Consider the following 19423-nt stretch of genomic DNA (forward strand, 5'->3'; position numbering starts at 1 on the left):
TTTTAATGAAAGATGGATACTTTGCTCTCTATTGTTATTTATTAGAGTGCTCAGGCGATGAACGACAAGTATTCCCGCTTACAAATTGCCATCCATTGGTTGGTTTTTCTTTTGGTTGTGGTGGCCTACGCAGCGATGGAATTACGTGGATTCTTTCCACGAAGTGACCGACCGCTGATTAACATGGTGCATGTTTCCTGCGGAATCAGCATTCTGGTGCTGATGGTGGCGCGTTTACTCGTGCGGCTAAAACGCCCGGCACCGCCGATTGTTCCAAAACCGAAGCCGATGATGACCGGCATGGCGCATCTTGGGCACCTGGCGATTTATCTGCTGTTTATCGCGTTACCGATTATTGGCCTGGTGATGATGTATAACCGGGGCAATCCATGGCTGGCATTCGGTCTGGTTATGCCGCACGCCGCTGAAGGCAATTTCGACCTGGTCGATACCCTCAAGCATTACCATATTCTGCTGGCGAATCTCGGCTACTGGCTGATTGGTTTACACGCGCTCGCTGCGCTGGCGCATCACTATTTCTGGAAAGACAACACGCTGCTGCGCATGATGCCACGCAAGCGTTAACTGGCCTTTAAACTCCCTGGTCTCTGCGTTACCATACGTCATCTATTTTTGTTATGTATGAAGGAGAACAGGGTGTTCGCAGATTTTGGCGTACTGAATTACTGGACGTATTTACTCGGCGCTATTTTTATTATTCTGGTGCCGGGGCCAAATACCTTCTTCGTGCTGAAAACCGGCGTTGCGCACGGTATCCGTAAGGGATACATGGCCGCGCTGGCGGTATTTATCGGCGATGCCGTGCTAATGTCTCTTTCTTTCGCAGGCGTTGCGACGCTGATTAAAACCACGCCGCTGCTGTTTAATATCGTACGTTATCTTGGCGCGCTCTATCTGTTGTATCTCGGCGGCAAGATGCTCTATAGCACGTTAAAGCGTAAAACGGCAGGTAAGGAAGAAGAGCCTGAACCGGGTCATGCTATCTTTAAGCGCGCGCTGACGCTGAGCCTGACGAATCCGAAAGCCATCCTGTTTTACGTTTCGTTCTTCGTGCAGTTTATTGATGTGCATGCCAAAACGCCGGGGCTGGCATTCTTTATTCTGGCGCTGACGTTGGAGCTGGTGAGTTTTATCTACCTGAGCTTCCTGATCGTGTCCGGTTCGCTGGTGACGCGCTATGTTAAAACGCGCAAGAAACTGGCGAAGATTGGTAACAGTTTGATTGGCCTGGTGTTTGTCGGTTTTGCAGCCCGATTGGCAACATTACAGTCCTGAGTTGTGATGCCGGATGGCGCTTCGCTTATCCGGCCTACTTCTGAAGCCATCTCTCGGCTCCATTTCCCTTTTAATGCAACATCGATTTTACAATCTCTGCTTTTTTATATAGTATACCCCCCTATACTAAAGGAGGCTTAATGCCGCATTCACCTGAAGACAAAAAACGCGCACTCACCCGCGTTCGCCGTATCAAAGGGCAGGTTGAGGCACTTGAACGCGCGATCGAGTCAGGTGAATCCTGTCTGACCATCCTGCAACAAATCGCCTCCATTCGCGGTGCGTCCAACGGCCTGATGGGCGAAATGGTTGAGATGCATCTCAAAGACGAACTGGTTAGCGGCGAAACGACGCCAGACCAGCGTGCATTGCGCATGACGGAAGTCGGTCATCTGCTACGATCCTATTTAAAATAAACATCACAACGGAAGAGACAGCTATGAAATCACGTGCTGCAGTTGCGTTTGGCCCCGGTCAGCCGCTGAAAATTGTTGAAATTGACGTCGCACCGCCAAAGAAAGGTGAAGTGCTGGTCAAAATCACCCATACCGGCGTTTGCCACACGGATGCCTTTACGCTATCTGGCGATGATCCGGAAGGCCTATTCCCGGCGGTGCTTGGCCATGAAGGCGGCGGTGTGGTGGTGGAAGTGGGCGAAGGCGTTACTAGCCTGAAAGCTGGCGACCACGTTATTCCGTTATACACCGCAGAATGCGGTGAGTGTAAATTCTGTAAGTCAGGTAAAACCAACCTCTGTCAGGCGGTGCGCGCCACGCAGGGTAAAGGCCTGATGCCTGACGGTACCACCCGTTTCTCCTATAACGGTGAGCCGATTTATCACTATATGGGTACCAGTACCTTCAGTGAATACACCGTGTGCGCAGAAATCTCGCTGGCGAAGGTCAACCCACAAGCACCGCTCGATAAAGTCTGTCTGCTGGGCTGTGGCGTGACCACCGGTATCGGTGCGGTACATAACACCGCAAAAGTGAAAGAAGGCGATACCGTGGCGGTATTCGGTCTTGGCGGCATTGGTCTGGCGGTTATTCAGGGTGCGGTACAGGCGAAGGCCGGGCGTATTCTGGCGGTGGACACCAACCCAGAGAAGTTCAAGCTGGCGGCAGAAATGGGCGCCACCGACTTTATCAACCCGAAAGACTCAGACAAGCCGGTTCAGGATGTGATTGTTGAGCTGACCGACGGCGGCGTTGATTTCAGCTTTGAGTGTATCGGTAACGTCAACGTGATGCGTTCTGCGCTGGAATGCTGCCACAAAGGCTGGGGTGAGAGCATCATCATCGGTGTCGCAGGCGCAGGCCAGGAAATCAAAACCCGTCCGTTCCAGCTGGTCACCGGTCGCGTATGGCGCGGTTCTGCTTTTGGTGGCGTAAAAGGCCGCACGCAGCTGCCGGGAATGGTAGAAGACGCGATGACGGGCAAAATTCAGCTCGATCCGTTTATCACTCACCGCCTACCTTTGACGCAGATTAACGAGGCGTTCGATTTGATGCATGAAGGCAAATCAATCCGCACCGTGATTCATTTCGGCGATAAATAATGCCCTCAACCAGCGGGAACTCTCCCGCTGGTATTTTGATTTGTGACCCGCCCAGCGTTTTCCACCTTTCCTGATAAGAAATTAGCGGCAATGGCCGATGACTCTATTACTTACTTCAAGTACACAGAGAGTTAACTCATGGAAAAAACATCCGCGCAGCCGGCTCGCTCGCAAAAAATCGGTTTTTTACACCACATCCGTCTGGTGCCATTTTTCGGTTCCGTTTTGGGGGGGATTTTACTGTTATTTGCGCTGAGCGCAGGACTTGCCGGCTATTTCATGTGGAAATCCGATGTCGACCAGCGTGATGTCACCCATGAGCTACAGGTGCGCGTCGGGCTTTCCGATAGCGCCAACTATCTGCGAGAAGCTCGCTTGATGATGATCCATGCTGGCGCAGACAGCCGCATTGCGGAAATGGACAGCATGAAGAAGAACCTGGCCGCCGCACAAGCGTGGATAAAACGTTCGCAGGATGGCTTTAAAGTTTATGCCGACAGAGGCGTCAAAACCGCAGCAGATAGGGCGCTGGATAACGAAATGAACCAGCGCTACAACGCCTATCTGGAAGGTATGAAGCCGATGTTGAAGTACGCGCAAAACGGTATGTTTGAGGCCATTCTCAATTATGAAACCGAGCAGGCTCGCACCCTTGATGATGCCTATAATGACGTACGCTTGAAGGTGATTGATATCCGTACCGCGCGCGCGGCTCAACTGACTGAACTTGCGCATAATCGCACCACGTTGGGCGTGATGTTTATGATCGGTGCGTTTGTACTGGCGGTGTTAATGACGATTATCACCTTCACGACTCTGCGCCGTGTGGTCATCCTGCCATTACAACGTGCAGGTTCGCGAATCGCGCAAATTGCCAGCGGTGACCTGACCATGACCGATGAACCGGTGGGCCGCAGCGAAATTGGCCAGTTGATTGGTAATCTGCAAAAAATGCAGCATGCGTTAGTGCAGACCGTAGGCACAGTGCGCCAGGGCGCGGAAGAAATTTATCGCGGCACTAGTGAAATCTCCATGGGTAACACCGATCTCTCTTCGCGCACCGAGCAGCAGGCGGCGGCTATCGAGCAGACGGCAGCCAGCATGGAACAACTGACCTCCACGGTGAAACAGAATGCGGATAACGCTCATCATGCCAGCAAACTAGCGGAAGATGCGTCCGGTAAAGCCACGCGCGGCGGACAGCTCGTGTCGGGCGTTGTTTCGACGATGGGCAGCATTTCAAGTAGCTCGAAAAAAATCTCTGAAATTACTTCAGTCATTAACAGCATTGCTTTCCAGACCAATATTCTGGCGCTGAATGCGGCGGTTGAAGCGGCGCGTGCGGGTGAACAGGGGCGTGGCTTTGCGGTTGTCGCCAGTGAAGTTCGCACGCTGGCAAGCCGGAGCGCCCAGGCAGCGAAGGAAATTGAGGGGCTGATTAGCGAGTCGGTGACGCTGATTGAGCGCGGTTCAAGTGAGGTTGTCCGTGCGGGTTCGACCATGACCGATATTGTAGATGCGGTAAAACGTGTGACCGATATTATGTTGGAGATCGCGGCGGCATCGGATGAGCAGAATCGCGGCATTCAACAGGTCAGCCAGGCGGTGACCGAAATGGATAACGTCACCCAGCAAAACGCCTCGCTGGTGGAGGAAGCTTCAGCAGCGGCCGCCTCACTTGAGGAGCAGGCTGCACGTCTGACGCAGGCGGTAGGGACATTCCGTCTTCAGGACTCGAAACGGGCCGAACCGGTAAAAGTCAGTGCTAAGCCTGCCTTTGCGCCGAATCGTCCGGCGGTAGCAGGCGCGGATAACTGGGAAACATTCTAGGGAAAGAAAACCCCGTAACCTGGCGGCTACGGGGTTTAGACTTACTTCGCGTCAGGTAACGCGTAAGCAATAATATAATCACCGCGATCCGGTGACTGGCGGGCGCCACCGGCGTTAATGACGATGTACTGTTTGCCGGTTTTCGGCGAGACATAGGTCATCGGGCCGGACTGGCTGCCAACCGGCAGACGGTCTTTCCAGATCTCTTTACCGGTTGCGGTATCAAACGCGCGCAGGTAGAAATCCTGAGTACCCGCAAAGAACAGCAGGCCAGACTGAGTCGACAGCGATGCCCCAAGCGTAGGCATCCCGATAGGGATTGGCATATGCATGCGAATACCCAGCGGGCCCGTATCTTCAACGGTACCGACCGGCACCTGCCAGACAATCTTGCCAGATTTCAAATCGACCGCTGACATGGTACCAAATGGCGGTTTCTGACACGGAATGCCCAGCGGTGACAGGAAGCGCTCGCGCATCGCGCCAAACGGTGTACCGTCCATCGGCACAATCCCCATCTCAATACCGCTGGCATCTTTAGCCACATTGGCACGCGGTACCATGTAGTTCGCCAGCCCCAAACGCATATCGTTGACAAACATCAGGCTGTTGTTCGGATCAACCGAAACGCTGCCCCAGTTCATACCGCCAAGCGATCCCGGATATTGAAGTGAACGATCAGTGCCCGGTGGCGTGAAGATCCCCTCGTGACGCATCTCTTTAAACTGAATACGGCACAGCAGCAGGTCAACCGGCGTCGCGCCCCACATGTCAGACTCTTTCAGCGTTTCATTGCCAATCATCGGCATGCCGACAGAGTATGGCTGCGTTGGGGAATACCGCTCACCTTCGACATTGCCTTGTGGCACCGGGCGTTCTTCGACCTTCGCGACCGGCTGGCCGGTTTCGCGGTTGAGCATAAAGATCATGCCCTGTTTACTGGTCTGAACCAGCACCGGTGTGGTGCCGCCTTTACCATCGGGTAAATCATAAAGCAGCGGTTGAGACGGGAGGTCAAAGTCCCACAAATCGTGGTGAGTGGTCTGATAATGCCAGCGTACCTGGCCGGTTGTAGCATCAACGGCAACAATAGATGAGCTGTATTTATCATCAAGCGCGGTACGTTCACCGGCCCAGAAATCCGGCGTGGCGTTGCCGGTTGGCAGATACACCAGATTCAGCTTCGCATCGTAGGACATCGCTGACCAGACGTTCGGCGTACCGCGCGTATAGGTCTGGCCTTCAGGCGGCGCACCGGTCAGGTTAGGATTACCCGGATCCCATGCCCAGGCGAGCTTACCGGTGCGAACGTCATAGGCGCGCACCACTCCTGGTGGTTCGTCGGTGGAGAAGTTATCGGCAACGCGTCCACCAATAACCACCACATTCCCCGCGACTAACGGAGTAGAGGTTTGCTGGTAATAACCCGGTTTAATTTCACCCATCCCAATGCTCAGATCCACCACGCCGTGGTCGCCAAAATCGTCGCACAGTTTGCCGTTATCGGCATTGATGGCGATAAGACGGGCATCGGTGGTAGGCAGGAAGAGGCGGCGCGGGCAGGCGGCTGGCGATGTGGCGGAGGCCGGTGTAGTAAGGGCTTGGGTATCTTCAAAATAGCCAAGACCACGGCAGCGTTGCCAGTTGGGAGCAGTGGCTTTCGAATCATAACGCCATTTCTCTTTACCGCTATCAACGTCTAGCGCCAGCACTTTGCTGTATGGCGTACAGACGAACAGGGTATCACCGACCTGTAACGGGGTGTTCTGATCTTCAGCCCCCGAACCGTTGCTCAATGGGATATCGCCGGTGTGTGCCACCCAGGCAACCTGCAACTTATCGATATTCTGCTTGTTGATCTGATCCAGAGCCGCGAAACGGTCACCGTGGGTGGTATTCCCCCAGTGTTCCCAGTTTTTTTGTTCTTCCCCGGCTGCGACCGGTTTGACCGGAACGGCTTCGGTGGCTGACACCAGAGCCTGAGGTTTGAACATCCAGCCAAGGCTAGCCAACAGAACGACGGCGAGTATCGCAGCCAGACCCCATGCGGCCCCTTTTCTGACGACCGTGGCCTTAGACATATACGGCCAAACCAGCGCACTTAACAGCGCCAGTACGCCGAAAGCAAACAGGCGTGAGAAGAGTGGCCAGTATTCCCAGCCCGCATCGCTGATTGACCATATAACTGCGACGATAAACGCCAGGCTATACAGCACAATGCCGCCACGGCGGTTACGCGCGATCAGAATGGCGCTGACCACCATAACCAGCCCCATCAGGGCAAAAAACCAGGTGCCGCCAACGGAGGCAAGTTTTGCCCCGAGTACACCGATAGCCAGTCCGATAACCATCATCAGACCGATAAGAAGCCACTGCAGGACTCGTGGGAATCCTCGTGGCACGTTGCCAGTTGCCATACTGTTCTCCTTGCGACAGCAGAAAATGCACGCGGGATGAACCAAAAAAATCATCAATCCCGTGCTGGTGTTTTGAATGAAATATATTTTTGCTTCTAACTAAGTGATTTAGTTCATTGACGTAACTACCAATGAACCATTTGGTTAACTTATGGATATGATAAAGCTGTTAAATTGCATTGCGCAATTGTTAAAAAATAATTTCGCATTTATTGCGTATCAGCACGCTTTACGAGCAGATAGCGCCTGCTTGATTGTGTTGTCGGGAGGCAGGGTACGGTGTGGTTTGAGGGAAGGGATTTACCCGTGTCATTAGTGGCCAGGACGGTCGAGTGAAAATCTTGCGGCAAGCGATACACTGATTTTATCAATAGATAAAGTCCTGTTTAGGACCTTCAGCGTAAATTACGAGAAAGGTATATTACATTTATAATTGTCACGAAACAGGAACGCCTTATCTGCACATAATGCATGACGGAGATATATACCTGGAGAATATATCATTTTTAACAATATAATTTGTGGAATTAATTTAAATGTCAGGGATTGATAAGTTTTCAAAATGGATTTGCAAAACTATTTATCGCAGTACCCACGCCAAAAAGTATCATCACAATAAAAATCTATGGCCTTTCTTTAAGGTTGAACGGTATGCCTCCGGACAACTTGGTGATGTTTATTTTAAACGTCATAGAATCACAAACATCGATCTCCACATTTGCGAGAAAACGAAACCGCTAGTGATTATGGCTACCGGGCCCTCGGTGAATCAGATTGATAGGCGATTCTTTGATGACTCCTTTGATTACCTGGGGGTAAATGGTGCATTTTCAATGAGAAACGTCCACTTTGAGTGGTACGTCATCATTGACAGAGACTTTGTCCGCGAGAGACTTTCGCTGGTGAAAGAGATTGTCGCACGAGAAGAATTGGTCTTGTTTTGTACGTATAACAGTCTGGATTCTATTTTTTCAAACATTCCATTTAAAGATGTTCGCTGTCAGATTAAAATTTTCGAAACTGCATCAAGTTCACTCATTAACCGTTTTTTATTATCACGCTGCCCAATAAACAACAGCAATGACCATTATCATTGGCACCAAAATTTCGGCTTTTCAGATAAAATCGAAGAGGTTTTATTTGATTATGGAACCGTCACCTATCCCGCGTTGCAAATTGCTTGTCTTTTGGGTTACAAGCAGATTTATATTGTTGGGTTGGATATGAATAATTTCAATACTCCACGGTTTTATGAATCATCCCAGGATAAATTAGGCACTCGACTTAATCTGGATTTTGACAATATCAATCATTCATTTTTGGCAGCTCAAGACTATTGCCAGTCGCACAATATACAAGTGGTCAATTTATCCTCGGAAAGCGCCATCGACGCATTTCCTAAAATGAGATGGGATAACCTTCATATCACTGCCTGAGGCAGACAGCTTGCGGCCCTCACGGGCCGCAAGTTGATATTAGGATGGCACGGATTTTCGTATAGCACTGAGTAAAATTTGCGCGCCCGTAGATAACGGAGTATCGACTCGGGTCAGGATACCAATTGGTTCTCCCTGACCCTGGGTTGCAATAGGCAGGGCGGTAAGCGTACCGCGCCGTAAATCCTCTTTCACCGCGCCGGAAGGTACGAACCAGATGTAGTTAAAATCAACCGTAAGCTGGCGCGATAACGAGGCCGACAGCGTTTCGATGCAACCTGGCGGCATTTTACAGCCCTGGCCTTGCAGTAGCGTTTCGGCATTTTGTCGGGGCACCGTGCCCTTAGGCGAAACGACCACTGGCCATTCCAGGACGCGGCTTAGGGTAATATTTTCTTGTAACAGTGGATGGTCTGGGCGAACCACCAGCTTCAATGATTCGAGAAACAGCAGCTCGTAGTTTAATCCCGTCATCAATTCCGGATCGGACATGCGACCAATACCCAGATCGATATCACCGGATTTCAACGCCGCCAGTAGCATGGTGTTATTCATGGTCGCGACTTGCAAGGTCACGTCTTTTTGCTGTTGGTGGAAGGGGCCAATGACGGCGGGTAGTACGCCTAATGCTGCGGTCGGTAATGCGCCGATGCGCACCACATCATTATTAACACCTTCTTTACGAATGAGTGCCTGGCCTGCGGTGTTTAAAGCATCAAGAACCTTCACTGCATGGGTTAAAAACTGCTCGCCAGTCAGGGTAAGCTGGGCCCCAAGACGACCGCGTTCAAACAGACGTGTCCCGGTCAGTTGTTCGAGTTCATTTAGCGTCTTCGACAGCGCAGGTTGGCTTAAATTAAGGGTTTCAGCCGCTCGCCCCAAAGTTCCTTGCTGGGCGACGGCCACGAAAGTGTGGAGATGGCGCAGACGAATGCGCTGACTAAAGAGAACGTTTTTTTCCATAGGCAATGTTAAAAACAGAGCGGTGTCAGTGACAAGTGAAGTTGTTTAAATTTGATAACTTGCTAGCAAATTATTATTAACATTTGAGGGGTTTAACAGACAAGTATTTTGTGGTGTTGACGTGTGATTGGGTTACACATAGGTCGATTTGAAGGCTATGCGGCATCAGATGGTGGGGCGGGTTGCCGGATGGCGGCGTAACCGCCTTATCCGGCCTACAGTCATTGTGCTAAACGTCAAAGAAAACCGTTTCGTGTTCACCCTGTAGATAAATATCGAAACAGTACACGGTTTCATTACCCCGCGTTTCTCGGCGGCCTATCAGCGTCTGGCGGCGGACTTCCCACTCGATAATATTTAGCACCGGATCGTTGGCGTTAGCGTCTTGCTCGTCGGAAAAATACATCCGGGTATTCAGGCCAATGTTGATCCCGCGCGCCACTATCCACAGATTCACGTGGGGAGCCATCATCCGGCCATCGCGACCGGTAACCTGACCGGGCTTGATGGTATCAAAACGCCATACGCCGCTGTCAAAATTGGAACAAGCACGACCCCAGCCACGAAAATCTTCATCCAACGGCTTTTCCTGCTGCTGGTCGGCAATATGGTTGTAGCGGCCTTCGGCATTGGCCTGCCAGATTTCAATCAACACATCACGCACCGGTGTACCTGAGCCGTCAAACACCCGGCCTTCAATGGCGATGTGCTCACCCGACGTATGGCTGTTGGTCAGCGTCGAACCAAAGTTTTTCTCGAAGATATGAAAGCCCGCGGCATCAGGTGCCAGACCAATATGCACATAAGGCCCGGCGGTTTGTGAGGCGGTTTCCGGTAAATAATCTTTCATCGTGCAGCCCCCTGAGTACGGTTTTCAAACAATGTCGCGCGCTGCCCGCGCAGCACTAAATCGAATCGATACGCCAGACAGTCCAGCGGCACTGCGGCATGGGTATCCAGTTCCGCAATCAGAGTGCGAATCGCATCATCGTTATTGATCGCTTTGACGATAGGGCACTGCTTAATCAGCGGATCGCCTTCAAAATACATCTGGGTAATCAGACGCTGGGCGAAGGCCTCACCAAAAAGGGAAAAATGGATATGCGATGGACGCCAGTCGCTGGCCTGGTTACGCCACGGGTAAGGGCCGGGCTTGATGGTGCGGAAAAAGTAGTAGCCGTTTTCATCGGTCATGACCCGCCCGCAGCCGCCAAAGTTCGGATCGATCGGCGCCAGATACTGATCTTTCTTATGACGATAACGTCCCCCGGCGTTTGCTTGCCAGACCTCCACCAACGTATTTTTCAGCGGACGTCCGAAACCATCACGCACATAGCCGTGGACGATAATACGTTCGCCAATCGGCAAACCGTCTTTGGCGTAATTGAGGATCAGGTCGTTATCCTGAGGGCCGAGATCTCTCTCGGAAAAGACCGGTCCCGTGATCTCTGACAGCGAATTTTGCAGCGAAATAAGGGCATTACGCGGAGAGCGCAACACGCTGGTTTTATAGCCCGGCGCATAGGCGGGCGGGTGATTGTTGTAATCCCGATGAATGACTTCTTGCGGTGACCATTTTGTGCTCATAGGTGGCTCCGTGTAGGGTATTTTATTATTGCCGCACACAGTGTGTGTAAATGCATTGTTAATTTAAAGTGAATTTAAGCGGTGCTTTGAATAACCTGTGGTTATGTAAGCCAACAAATTCACCCACTAAATCAACTCAGTAGCCGGGATCACACTTTGTAAATTCTTACCGCGCAGCGTCATTCGCTTTCCTACACTGCACATATAGTCACAGGAGACATGACATCATGGCGCACACCCTTTCGGCGGACGATATCCGGGAAGACTTTTCACAAGCAATGTCGGCAATGTACCAGCAAGAAGTCCCGCAATACGGCACTTTGCTGGCATTAGTCGCTGACGTAAACCTGGCAGTGCTGGAAAACAACACGCGCTTACATGAGCAACTGGCCAACGCCGATGAACTGGCGCGTCTTAATGTGGAGCGCCATGGCGCAATCCGCGTTGGGACGGCGGATGAACTGGCAACGTTATGCCGGATGTTCGCCATCATGGGGATGCACCCGGTGGGTTATTATGATCTCTCGGTAGCAGGCGTTCCGGTTCATTCCACGGCTTTTCGCCCGATTGATGATGCGGCATTGCAACGCAATCCTTTCCGCGTCTTTACCTCGCTACTGCGTCTGGAGCTGATCGATTCCCCGGAATTGCGGAAAAAAGCGTCCAATATTCTTACCCGACGCGACATCTTTACGCCACGCTGCCGTGCGTTGATGGCTATCCACGACGAGCAGGGCAGTTTCACCGCAACACAGGCACAAGAGTTTGTGCGAGAAGCGCTGGAAACCTTCCGTTGGCATCGTCATACCACGGTGGATAAGCAGACCTATGAAGCGCTCCACCAGCAGCATCGGCTTATTGCTGACGTTGTCTGCTTCCCGGGTTGCCATATCAATCATTTAACGCCGCGCACGCTGGATATTGATCAAGTGCAGTCACTGATGGCGAAGTACGGAATTGAACCGAAAGCAGTGATTGAAGGCCCACCGCGTCGTGCTGTGCCGTTGCTATTACGGCAGACGAGTTTTAAAGCGCTGGAAGAACCGGTGCAGTTTGCCGGTGAGCTTAGCGGCACTCATACCGCGCGTTTTGGTGAGATTGAACAACGTGGGGCGGCGCTGACGCCGAAAGGGCGCGTCTTATACGACAAGCTGCTTGCCGAGGCGGGCGTAGGGAAAGACAACTTGACTCACCAGCACCATCTGCAAACGGTGTTTAAAACATTCCCAGACAGTGAGTTTTTACTGCGTCAGCAGGGGCTGGCATGGTTCCGCTACCGTCTGACGCCCGCGGGTGATGCACACCGTCAGGCAATTCGCCCGGGCGACGATCCGCAGCCATTGATTGAACGCGGCTGGATTGAAGCGCAGCCGATTACCTACGAAGATTTTCTGCCGGTCAGCGCGGCGGGTATTTTCCAGTCCAATCTCGGTGGTGATGCGCACACGCTAAGCCACGGCAATGCCAGCCGTGAAGCCTTCGAACAGGCGCTGGGACGTAGCGTGCTTAATGAGTTCAGCCTTTATGAGGAAGCCGAGATGCGCAGCAAACGGCGTTGCGGTCTGCTCTGAAACAGGTACTCTGCATGGGAATCAGTTTAAAAGGATGAAGACCATGCAGACCCCCTCAACCCGAGTAGAAACCCAACAAGGGACGTTGTCAGGACTTGTGGATGAGGACGTTCATCTATGGCGCGGAATTCCCTATGGCCGCGCGCCAATCGGCTCTCTGCGCTGGCGTGCTCCGCAGCCACCTGCACCGTGGGTAGGCATTCGCCAGGCGGATACCTTTTCGGCCTCCAGTTGGCAAAACAGCGAGTACTGCCAGGAGCTGGGCGGCGGCGATCCGGGGCGCTTTTCTGAAGATTGTCTCTATCTCAATATCTGGTCTCCTGCCGAACGTACCGCTGCATTACCGGTGATGGTCTGGCTGCATGGCGGCGGGTTTACCATCGGTGCGGGCGGTCTGCCACCGTATGATGGTAAGGCCCTGGCGCAGCGCGGTGTCGTGGTGGTCACTCTGAACTACCGACTCGGACATCTGGGTTTTTTCGCCCATCCAGCGCTGGATGAGGAAGAGGGTGAACGGCTTTATAACTTCGGCTTGATGGACCAAATTGCCGCGTTACGTTGGGTGCAGAACAATATCGCCGCCTTTGGTGGTGACCGTGACAACGTCACATTAATGGGTGAGTCTGCCGGAGCGCGCAGCGTGCTGTCGCTGATGGCATCGCCCAAAGCCTCGGGATTGTTCCAAAAAGCGATTATCCAAAGTGGCTATACGTTGCCCGACCTGCCGCGTGACACTGCGCTGGCGCGCGGTGAAGACCTTGTCGCACATCTCAACCTTCCCAATGCCTCAGCGCAAAGGCTACGCGAAATTCCTGCTGAGCTATTCTGGTCGCTTCCGGCACCGTATAACACCGGCCCTGCACCGATTGTCGGCGATGCGGTATTGCCGCAGCCGATGCTCGATGTTTTCTTTGCCGGTAAGCAGCATGCTATGCCCGTCCTTATTGGTTCTAACAGCGATGAAGCCAGCGTGATGGCGGTGTTTGGCGTTGACCTTGCCGGTCAAATTCAAAAGCTGCGTCGTGAACGTCGGTTGGGTCTGGGGTTGATCAAACTGTTGTATCCGGGCGTGAAGGACGATGTCGAATTGGGGCGTCAAGTGTGCCGTGATATGGCATTTACTACCCTGGGGTATGTAGTGATGCAGGCGCAACAACGGATCAATCAGCCCTGTTGGCGCTATTGGTTTGATTATGTGGCTGAGGCCGAACATGAAACCTATTTACACGGTGCATGGCACGGCAACGAAGTGCCGTATGTTTTTGATACGCTGGGGCAAATTTCGCCCTCGCGCGACTATGCGACCGAAAGCGATCTCGCGTTTGCCGGGCAGGTAGCGGACTATTGGGTGAGCTTCGCCCGTGACGCCAGCATTAGCCACACCGTGCTGTCTGGGCCAGTGCGCTGGCCTGCGGCGGTTCGGGGGCGCGATCGTTTGTTACGTATCGGCATTCACAAACAGGCAGGTTTTAAAGTGGAGAATCGCTTTATGCGTGCACGGTTGGCGTTATTCAAACGAGTGATGAAACACCACGTCAGTCTGGATTAAGAGATTTTGTTGCGTGAGCAATTGGATTCTCAATCAATTTTGTCTAGAGTGGGCGTCATTGAAGCCATTTATATTTTGCAATTTCCGACTTTAAAAGGACGCTTTGCCAGGCATGAATCGCAGACATTTTATTAAATCATCCATGGCTGTTGCCACCGTATGCGGGACTTCCGGTTTTGCATCGCTTTTCTCTCAGGCCGCACTGGCGCAGGAGTCCGATATTGCTGACGGTCAGACGCGTCGCTTTGATTTCGGCGTTCTGCAATCAATGGCGCACGATTTATCGCGCCAGCCGTGGAGCGGTGCCCCGCGCGCGTTGCCTGATACTTTAGCCAATCTGACCCCGCAGGCGTACAACAGCATTCAGTATGACGCCTCGCAGTCACTGTGGAACAACGTCAAAGAGCGTCAGCTCGATGTGCAGTTCTTCCACGTGGGTATGGGCTTCCGTCGCCGCGTGCGTATGTTCTCGCTCGATCCCGCGAATCAGCAGGCGCGTGAGATTCATTTTCGTCCTGAACTGTTCCAGTACAACGATGCGGGTGTTGACACCAAACAGCTCGAAGGTCAGACCGACCTCGGGTTTGCCGGGTTCCGCGTCTTTAAAGCACCGGAACTGGCTCGTCGCGACATTGTTTCGTTCCTCGGCGCAAGCTACTTCCGCGCGGTGGATAGCACCTACCAGTACGGTCTTTCCGCTCGCGGCCTTGCCATCGACACTTATACCGACAGTCTGGAAGAGTTTCCGGACTTCACCTCATTCTGGTTTGAAACGGCCAAACCGGGCGCCACCACCTTTACCGTCTATGCGCTGCTCGATAGCGCCAGCGTCACCGGTGCGTATAAATTCGTGGTGCACTGCGAAAAAGCACAGGTGATTATGGATGTGGAAAATCACATCTATGCCCGTAAAGATATCAAACAGTTAGGCATTGCGCCGATGACCAGTATGTTCAGCTGCGGTAACAATGAACGCCGCGTCTGTGACACTATTCATCCGCAAATTCACGACTCGGATCGCCTGGCGATGTGGCTGGGCAACGGTGAGTGGATCTGCCGTCCACTGAATAACCCGCAAAAGCTGCAGTTCAACGCCTATCAGGATAAAAACCCGAAAGGCTTCGGTCTGCTGCAACTGGATCGCGATTTTACACACTATCAGGATGTGATGGGCTGGTACAACAAGCGCCCAAGCCTGTGGGTAGAGCCGCGCAACCATTGGGGGAAAGGGGCGGTTAGCCTGATGGAAATCCCTACCACCGGGGAAACGTTGGATAATATCGTCTGCTTCTGGCAGCCGGAAAAACCGATGAAGGCGGGGGATACGCTGAACTTCAGCTATCGTCTGTACTGGAGCGCGATGCCGCCGATTCGTTCCCCTCTGGCCCGCGTGCTGGCAACCCGTACCGGTATGGGCAGTTTCCCGGAAGGCTGGGCGCCGGGCGAGCATTATCCGGAAAAATGGTCACGTCGTTTTGCTATCGATTTCGTTGGTGGCGATCTGAAAGCCGCCGCGCCGAAAGGCATCGAGCCGGTGATCACACTCTCCAGCGGGGAAGCGAAGCAGATAGAGATCCTCTATGTCGAACCGTTCGATGGGTATCGAATCCTGTTTGACTGGTACCCAACCTCGGACTCGACCGACCCGGTAGACATGCGTCTGTTCCTGCGCTGTCAGGGCGATGCCGTCAGCGAAACCTGGCTGTATCAGTATTTCCCACCGGCACCGGACAAACGTCAATACGTTGACGACCGCATCATGAAATAACGATAGTGTAGCCCGGCCGAGCACAGCGACGCCGGGTTCTACGCCTGACTGGACCCCTGAACATGACTCCCTCAGAAATCATCACCGTCAATGATACGCTCTCTCTCCAGGCGGTAAACGAAAGCCATATCAGCGAACTGCACCAACTGGTGCTGCGAAATAAAGCCTGGTTGCAACAAACGCTAAACTGGCCGCAGTTCGTGACAGGAGAGCAAGATACCCGTCAGAACGTGCAGGGCAACATGATGCTGCATCAGCGTGGTATCGCTAAAATGTTCCTGATCTTTGACGCAGAGAAGATGGTAGGCGTGCTCTCCTTTAACCAGATAGAACCTTCCAATAAGACGGGCTATATCGGTTATTGGCTGGATGAAGCGGCACAGGGGAAGGGCATTTTATCCGCCGCGTTACAGGCGTTTATCGATTACTACACGGACAGCGGCGAAATCCGCCGTTTTGTGATCAAATGTCGAGTGGATAATTTACCCAGCAATCGGGTGGCTCAGCGCAACGGTTTTAAGCTTGAAGGGTGTTTGCGTCAGGCTGAGTTTCTTAACGACAAATTTCACGACCAGAATATCTACGCGCGTATTATCGATAACGCCGCGCTATAGACTGCCAAACAACGGGGTGCGGGTAATATGCTGTGCCCCAGTGAAAGCCTTACGCCCTCGCAGATGTATGGCTTCTCCCGGTAATGCTTCAATCACCACGCTGTCGGTAATATCAATGTGATGCTCAATCAGCACATCGCCCATAATCTGTGCCTCGCCCTGAATCAGTACGTGATCGTCCAACAGGATGGGGCCACCGCGCAACTGGGCATTTCCACCTACCATGACATGGTGCTTCAGCACGCAGTTTCCTTCAATCCGTGCATGTTCGGCAACCTGCGCGCTGTAGCGTAATGTGGGGATTTCATCGTCGCCTGATCCGGCGATAATCCGCGCGAAGCCGTACACTTTCGCGCAATCGCAGACCCAGATGTTGTTCTCTTCATTGCCCTCCAGACGTGCGTTATCGTAAATCTCCGCACGGTGTTCGACAAAAGCGTGAAGCAACCAGGCGCTACCGTAGATTTGCGCCTGATGAACCACCCGGCAGTGGCGCAGACGGGCGTGGTCATATATTTGCAGTTCACGGTCTTGTTCGGCGGTTAAGCCTTTTGCGCCGATAATTTGGCTGTATTCGCTGATATGGGCATGGCCAAAAAGATGGCACACGCCGTGGACTTGCGAATGCTGCACGGACACATCGCCGCTGAGACGGGCATGATGGCTGATGTTGCTGGTATCAACCCAGGCATTACCGCCAATTATCGCATGATGGCTGATTTCACAGGGATGGGTTAATCGGGCGTTGTCCTCAATGCGCGCTCCGGCAAAAACCAGGCTATTTTCATCATACACCCAACAATCACCGTCGTGACTGAGTGCCTGCTCATCGTCAAGCCAGCCGCCGGGCGTACCGGCTGTGACGTCGGAAAAATCGCGCAGGGCGATAATTTGCCGTACGCACCGGCTCTCCTTTCCCCCGGGAGCGCCAATGTGTACGGTACGACTCTCCTCACTCAGACGGAATTTTTTCATGGACGCCCCTGGAATATGCTTATCGTTAACTGTAGCAAATGCTGAACAGACAGGGCTTTTCTGCGCGATAACACGATACAAACAAGGGGGGAATTGCCGTAACAAATCTGGCACTTTAGACTGCCGGTTAATCGATACTTTGTTTCTGACTGGCGCAGATATAAAGAATCATTTAAAATGCAACTTAAAGAGTATTTGATTAAATAAACAAAATGCATAATGAAAATAACGATGTTCGCGTGCTAAACCTTCCGGCAGGCTACTTTGGCATGGTGCTGGGCACCATTGGTATGGGTTTTGCCTGGCGTTATGCCAGCACCATTTTACCCGTCAGCCACGCGATTGGTGATGCACTGGTTGTTCTGGCTATTGCCATGTGGTCACTGTTAACGCTGGCATTTCTGACGCGCGCAGTGCGATTCCCTTATAGCGTCTGGCAGGAGATGCACCATCCTATTGCCAGCAGCTTTGTCAGTCTGTTTCCCGCGACCACGATGCTTGTGGCGATTGGCGTAACGCCGTGGTCACGTCCTCTGGCGTTAGCGCTATTTGGCATTGGCGTGGTACTTCAACTGGGCTATGCCGCCTGGCAAACCGCCGGGCTCTGGCGCGGCGAGCATCCGGCAGATGCCACTACGCCGGGGCTGTATTTACCGACCGTGGCCAATAACTTTATTAGCGCGATGGCCTGTGGCGCTTTGGGCTTCAATGATGCAGGCCTGGTGTTTCTGGGCGCAGGAGTGATTTCCTGGGTGACCCTTGAGCCGTCGATTGTCCAGCGCTTACGTAGCGGCGGGACGCTTTCTGTGCCGTTGCGAACTTCACTGGGGATTCAACTGGCCCCTGCGCTGGTGGCGTGTAATGCGTGGCTTAGCGTGAACGGCGGTCATGCGGATGTGTTTGCCAAAATGTTGTTTGGCTACGGTCTGCTGCAATTGCTGTTTATGCTGCGTCTAATGCCGTGGTACTTACGTCAGGCCTTTAACGCCTCGTTCTGGAGCTTCTCGTTCGGTATCTCTGCATTAGCGTCTACTGGGCTGCATCTTGGCCACGCCAGTGACGCTGGTTTTTTCCATAATCTGGCGATGCCGCTGTTTATTTTCACCAATATCGTGATTGGCCTGCTGCTGCTAAAAACGCTGCACCTGCTATTTCAGGGTAAACTTTTGACCCGTGTTGCCGCGTCGACACTGATGAAACCGAAGGATGAATAATGACCACTCGTGATGAAAACTATTTCACTGAAAAATATGGCATGACCCGTACCCATTCTGATGTGGTGCACGCAGCAACGTTGATTAAACCGGGTAAAACGCTCGACCTCGGCTGCGGCAATGGTCGCAATAGCCTGTATCTGGCGGCTAATGGCTATGATGTGACGGCGTGGGATAAGAACGCAATGAGCATCAAAAACCTGCTGTCCATCCGTGATAGCGAAGGGCTGGAAAACCTGCAAGCAGAGGTAAAAGATCTTAATGCGCTGAGCTTTGACGGTGAATATGATTTTATTCTCTCTACCGTGGTGATGATGTTTCTTGAGGCTAAGACTATTCCGGGGCTGATTGCTAACATGCAACGTTGCACGAAACCTGGCGGTTATAACCTGATTGTCGCGGCGATGGATACCGATGATTTCCCTTGTACCGTCGGTTTCCCGTTTGCCTTTAAAGCCGGTGAGTTGAAAAACTACTACGAAGGTTGGGATTTACTGAAATATAACGAAGATGTGGGTGAACTGCATCGTACAGACGAAAACGGCAATCGTATTAAACTACGCTTTGCGACAATGCTTGCTCGCAAAGAATTATAACTGGTATTTATATAACGGGCGAAAGCCCGTTATTGCATGAATCATTTAT

The 19423-nt window shown here is 52.5% G+C and carries 17 protein-coding genes; 12 read left to right on the forward strand and 5 right to left on the reverse strand.

Translation table 11 applies throughout. The annotated features are described in order from the left end of the window. The first annotated feature begins 57 nt into the window (after window positions 1-57). From cybB to U0026_RS11300, 5 genes are all read left to right on the forward strand, one after another. The gene (cybB, locus tag U0026_RS11280) at window positions 58-585 is read left to right on the forward strand and encodes a cytochrome b561 (protein WP_062773736.1); all 528 of its coding nucleotides are present in this window, start codon (window positions 58-60) and stop codon (window positions 583-585) included. A 72-nt stretch (window positions 586-657) separates the two neighbouring features. Beyond that, window positions 658-1296: a leucine efflux protein LeuE gene (gene leuE / locus U0026_RS11285; protein ID WP_062773734.1), complete on the forward strand. Its 639-nt coding sequence runs from the start codon at window positions 658-660 to the stop codon at window positions 1294-1296. 140 nt (window positions 1297-1436) lie between these two features. Continuing rightward, window positions 1437-1712 carry a metal/formaldehyde-sensitive transcriptional repressor gene (locus tag U0026_RS11290; RefSeq protein ID WP_062773733.1) on the forward strand — a complete coding sequence of 92 codons (276 nt, stop codon included), beginning with the start codon at window positions 1437-1439 and terminating at the stop codon, window positions 1710-1712. Between the two features lie 23 nt (window positions 1713-1735). Further along, window positions 1736-2854, forward strand: coding sequence for an S-(hydroxymethyl)glutathione dehydrogenase/class III alcohol dehydrogenase (locus U0026_RS11295; RefSeq protein ID WP_062773731.1), 1119 nt, complete (start codon window positions 1736-1738; stop codon window positions 2852-2854). A gap of 138 nt (window positions 2855-2992) precedes the next feature. Next, window positions 2993-4684 carry a methyl-accepting chemotaxis protein gene (locus U0026_RS11300; RefSeq protein WP_062773729.1) on the forward strand — a complete coding sequence of 564 codons (1692 nt, stop codon included), beginning with the start codon at window positions 2993-2995 and terminating at the stop codon, window positions 4682-4684. Window positions 4685-4725: 41 nt separating this feature from the next. On the opposite strand, the gene U0026_RS11305 is transcribed toward U0026_RS11300, so the two are convergent. Further along, on the reverse strand, window positions 4726-7101 hold the full coding sequence (locus U0026_RS11305) for a glucose/quinate/shikimate family membrane-bound PQQ-dependent dehydrogenase (RefSeq protein WP_062773727.1): 2376 nt from the start codon (window positions 7099-7101) through the stop codon (window positions 4726-4728). 536 nt (window positions 7102-7637) lie between these two features. On the opposite strand from U0026_RS11305, the gene U0026_RS11310 reads away from it, so the two are divergent. After that, a complete protein-coding gene (locus tag U0026_RS11310; protein ID WP_062773725.1) occupies window positions 7638-8537 on the forward strand; it encodes a hypothetical protein in 900 nt (299 codons plus the stop codon). 39 nt (window positions 8538-8576) lie between these two features. On the opposite strand, the gene U0026_RS11315 is transcribed toward U0026_RS11310, so the two are convergent. The 3 genes from U0026_RS11315 to pcaH form a co-directional block, all read right to left on the reverse strand. Then, the gene (locus U0026_RS11315; protein ID WP_062773723.1) at window positions 8577-9500 is read right to left on the reverse strand and encodes a LysR substrate-binding domain-containing protein; all 924 of its coding nucleotides are present in this window, start codon (window positions 9498-9500) and stop codon (window positions 8577-8579) included. Between the two features lie 229 nt (window positions 9501-9729). Beyond that, window positions 9730-10350, reverse strand: a complete 621-nt coding sequence (gene pcaG / locus U0026_RS11320) for a protocatechuate 3,4-dioxygenase subunit alpha (protein ID WP_062773721.1) — start codon at window positions 10348-10350, stop codon at window positions 9730-9732. Continuing rightward, the gene (gene pcaH / locus U0026_RS11325; RefSeq protein ID WP_062773719.1) at window positions 10347-11087 is read right to left on the reverse strand and encodes a protocatechuate 3,4-dioxygenase subunit beta; all 741 of its coding nucleotides are present in this window, start codon (window positions 11085-11087) and stop codon (window positions 10347-10349) included. The genes pcaG and pcaH overlap by 4 nt, the downstream gene beginning before the upstream one ends. Window positions 11088-11314: 227 nt before the next feature. On the opposite strand from pcaH, the gene hglS reads away from it, so the two are divergent. The 4 genes from hglS (at window position 11315) to rimL (ending at window position 16589) form a co-directional block, all read left to right on the forward strand. After that, window positions 11315-12658, forward strand: a complete 1344-nt coding sequence (gene hglS, locus U0026_RS11330; RefSeq protein ID WP_062773717.1) for a 2-oxoadipate dioxygenase/decarboxylase HglS — start codon at window positions 11315-11317, stop codon at window positions 12656-12658. 43 nt (window positions 12659-12701) lie between these two features. Then, the gene (locus U0026_RS11335) at window positions 12702-14207 is read left to right on the forward strand and encodes a carboxylesterase/lipase family protein (protein ID WP_062773716.1); all 1506 of its coding nucleotides are present in this window, start codon (window positions 12702-12704) and stop codon (window positions 14205-14207) included. Between the two features lie 112 nt (window positions 14208-14319). Further along, window positions 14320-15975: a glucan biosynthesis protein D gene (locus tag U0026_RS11340; RefSeq protein WP_062773714.1), complete on the forward strand. Its 1656-nt coding sequence runs from the start codon at window positions 14320-14322 to the stop codon at window positions 15973-15975. 62 nt (window positions 15976-16037) lie between these two features. Further along, the gene (gene rimL, locus U0026_RS11345; RefSeq protein ID WP_062773712.1) at window positions 16038-16589 is read left to right on the forward strand and encodes a 50S ribosomal protein L7/L12-serine acetyltransferase; all 552 of its coding nucleotides are present in this window, start codon (window positions 16038-16040) and stop codon (window positions 16587-16589) included. Here the strand turns inward: rimL and ydcK are convergent. Then, window positions 16584-17564, reverse strand: a complete 981-nt coding sequence (gene ydcK / locus U0026_RS11350; protein ID WP_062773711.1) for a YdcK family protein — start codon at window positions 17562-17564, stop codon at window positions 16584-16586. The genes rimL and ydcK overlap by 6 nt on opposite strands. Window positions 17565-17776: 212 nt before the next feature. Here ydcK and tehA point away from each other — a divergent pair, with 212 nt between their 5' ends. Continuing rightward, complete coding sequence (gene tehA / locus U0026_RS11355; protein WP_062773709.1) at window positions 17777-18778, forward strand: dicarboxylate transporter/tellurite-resistance protein TehA; 1002 nt, start codon at window positions 17777-17779, stop codon at window positions 18776-18778. Then, a complete protein-coding gene (gene tehB / locus U0026_RS11360) occupies window positions 18778-19374 on the forward strand; it encodes a tellurite resistance methyltransferase TehB (RefSeq protein WP_062773707.1) in 597 nt (198 codons plus the stop codon). Before tehA ends, tehB begins: the two co-directional genes overlap by 1 nt. The last annotated feature ends 49 nt before the right edge of the window (window positions 19375-19423 follow it).

Origin of the sequence: Kluyvera intermedia (assembly GCF_034424175.1) — a bacterium.
GTDB lineage: Bacteria > Pseudomonadota > Gammaproteobacteria > Enterobacterales > Enterobacteriaceae > Kluyvera > Kluyvera intermedia.

What these genes read in the sequence shown, in the direction of transcription:
- cybB (WP_062773736.1), top strand. Translation starts at nt 58, where the DNA reads ATGAACGACAAGTATTCCCGCTTACAAATTGCCATCCATTGGTTGGTT.
- U0026_RS11290 (WP_062773733.1), top strand. Translation starts at nt 1,437, where the DNA reads ATGCCGCATTCACCTGAAGACAAAAAACGCGCACTCACCCGCGTTCGC.
- U0026_RS11295 (WP_062773731.1), top strand. Translation starts at nt 1,736, where the DNA reads ATGAAATCACGTGCTGCAGTTGCGTTTGGCCCCGGTCAGCCGCTGAAA.
- U0026_RS11300 (WP_062773729.1), top strand. Translation starts at nt 2,993, where the DNA reads ATGGAAAAAACATCCGCGCAGCCGGCTCGCTCGCAAAAAATCGGTTTT.
- U0026_RS11305 (WP_062773727.1), bottom strand. Translation starts at nt 7,101, where the DNA reads ATGGCAACTGGCAACGTGCCACGAGGATTCCCACGAGTCCTGCAGTGG.
- U0026_RS11310 (WP_062773725.1), top strand. Translation starts at nt 7,638, where the DNA reads ATGTCAGGGATTGATAAGTTTTCAAAATGGATTTGCAAAACTATTTAT.
- U0026_RS11315 (WP_062773723.1), bottom strand. Translation starts at nt 9,500, where the DNA reads ATGGAAAAAAACGTTCTCTTTAGTCAGCGCATTCGTCTGCGCCATCTC.
- pcaG (WP_062773721.1), bottom strand. Translation starts at nt 10,350, where the DNA reads ATGAAAGATTATTTACCGGAAACCGCCTCACAAACCGCCGGGCCTTAT.
- pcaH (WP_062773719.1), bottom strand. Translation starts at nt 11,087, where the DNA reads ATGAGCACAAAATGGTCACCGCAAGAAGTCATTCATCGGGATTACAAC.
- hglS (WP_062773717.1), top strand. Translation starts at nt 11,315, where the DNA reads ATGGCGCACACCCTTTCGGCGGACGATATCCGGGAAGACTTTTCACAA.
- U0026_RS11335 (WP_062773716.1), top strand. Translation starts at nt 12,702, where the DNA reads ATGCAGACCCCCTCAACCCGAGTAGAAACCCAACAAGGGACGTTGTCA.
- U0026_RS11340 (WP_062773714.1), top strand. Translation starts at nt 14,320, where the DNA reads ATGAATCGCAGACATTTTATTAAATCATCCATGGCTGTTGCCACCGTA.
- rimL (WP_062773712.1), top strand. Translation starts at nt 16,038, where the DNA reads ATGACTCCCTCAGAAATCATCACCGTCAATGATACGCTCTCTCTCCAG.
- ydcK (WP_062773711.1), bottom strand. Translation starts at nt 17,564, where the DNA reads ATGAAAAAATTCCGTCTGAGTGAGGAGAGTCGTACCGTACACATTGGC.
- tehA (WP_062773709.1), top strand. Translation starts at nt 17,777, where the DNA reads ATGCATAATGAAAATAACGATGTTCGCGTGCTAAACCTTCCGGCAGGC.
- tehB (WP_062773707.1), top strand. Translation starts at nt 18,778, where the DNA reads ATGACCACTCGTGATGAAAACTATTTCACTGAAAAATATGGCATGACC.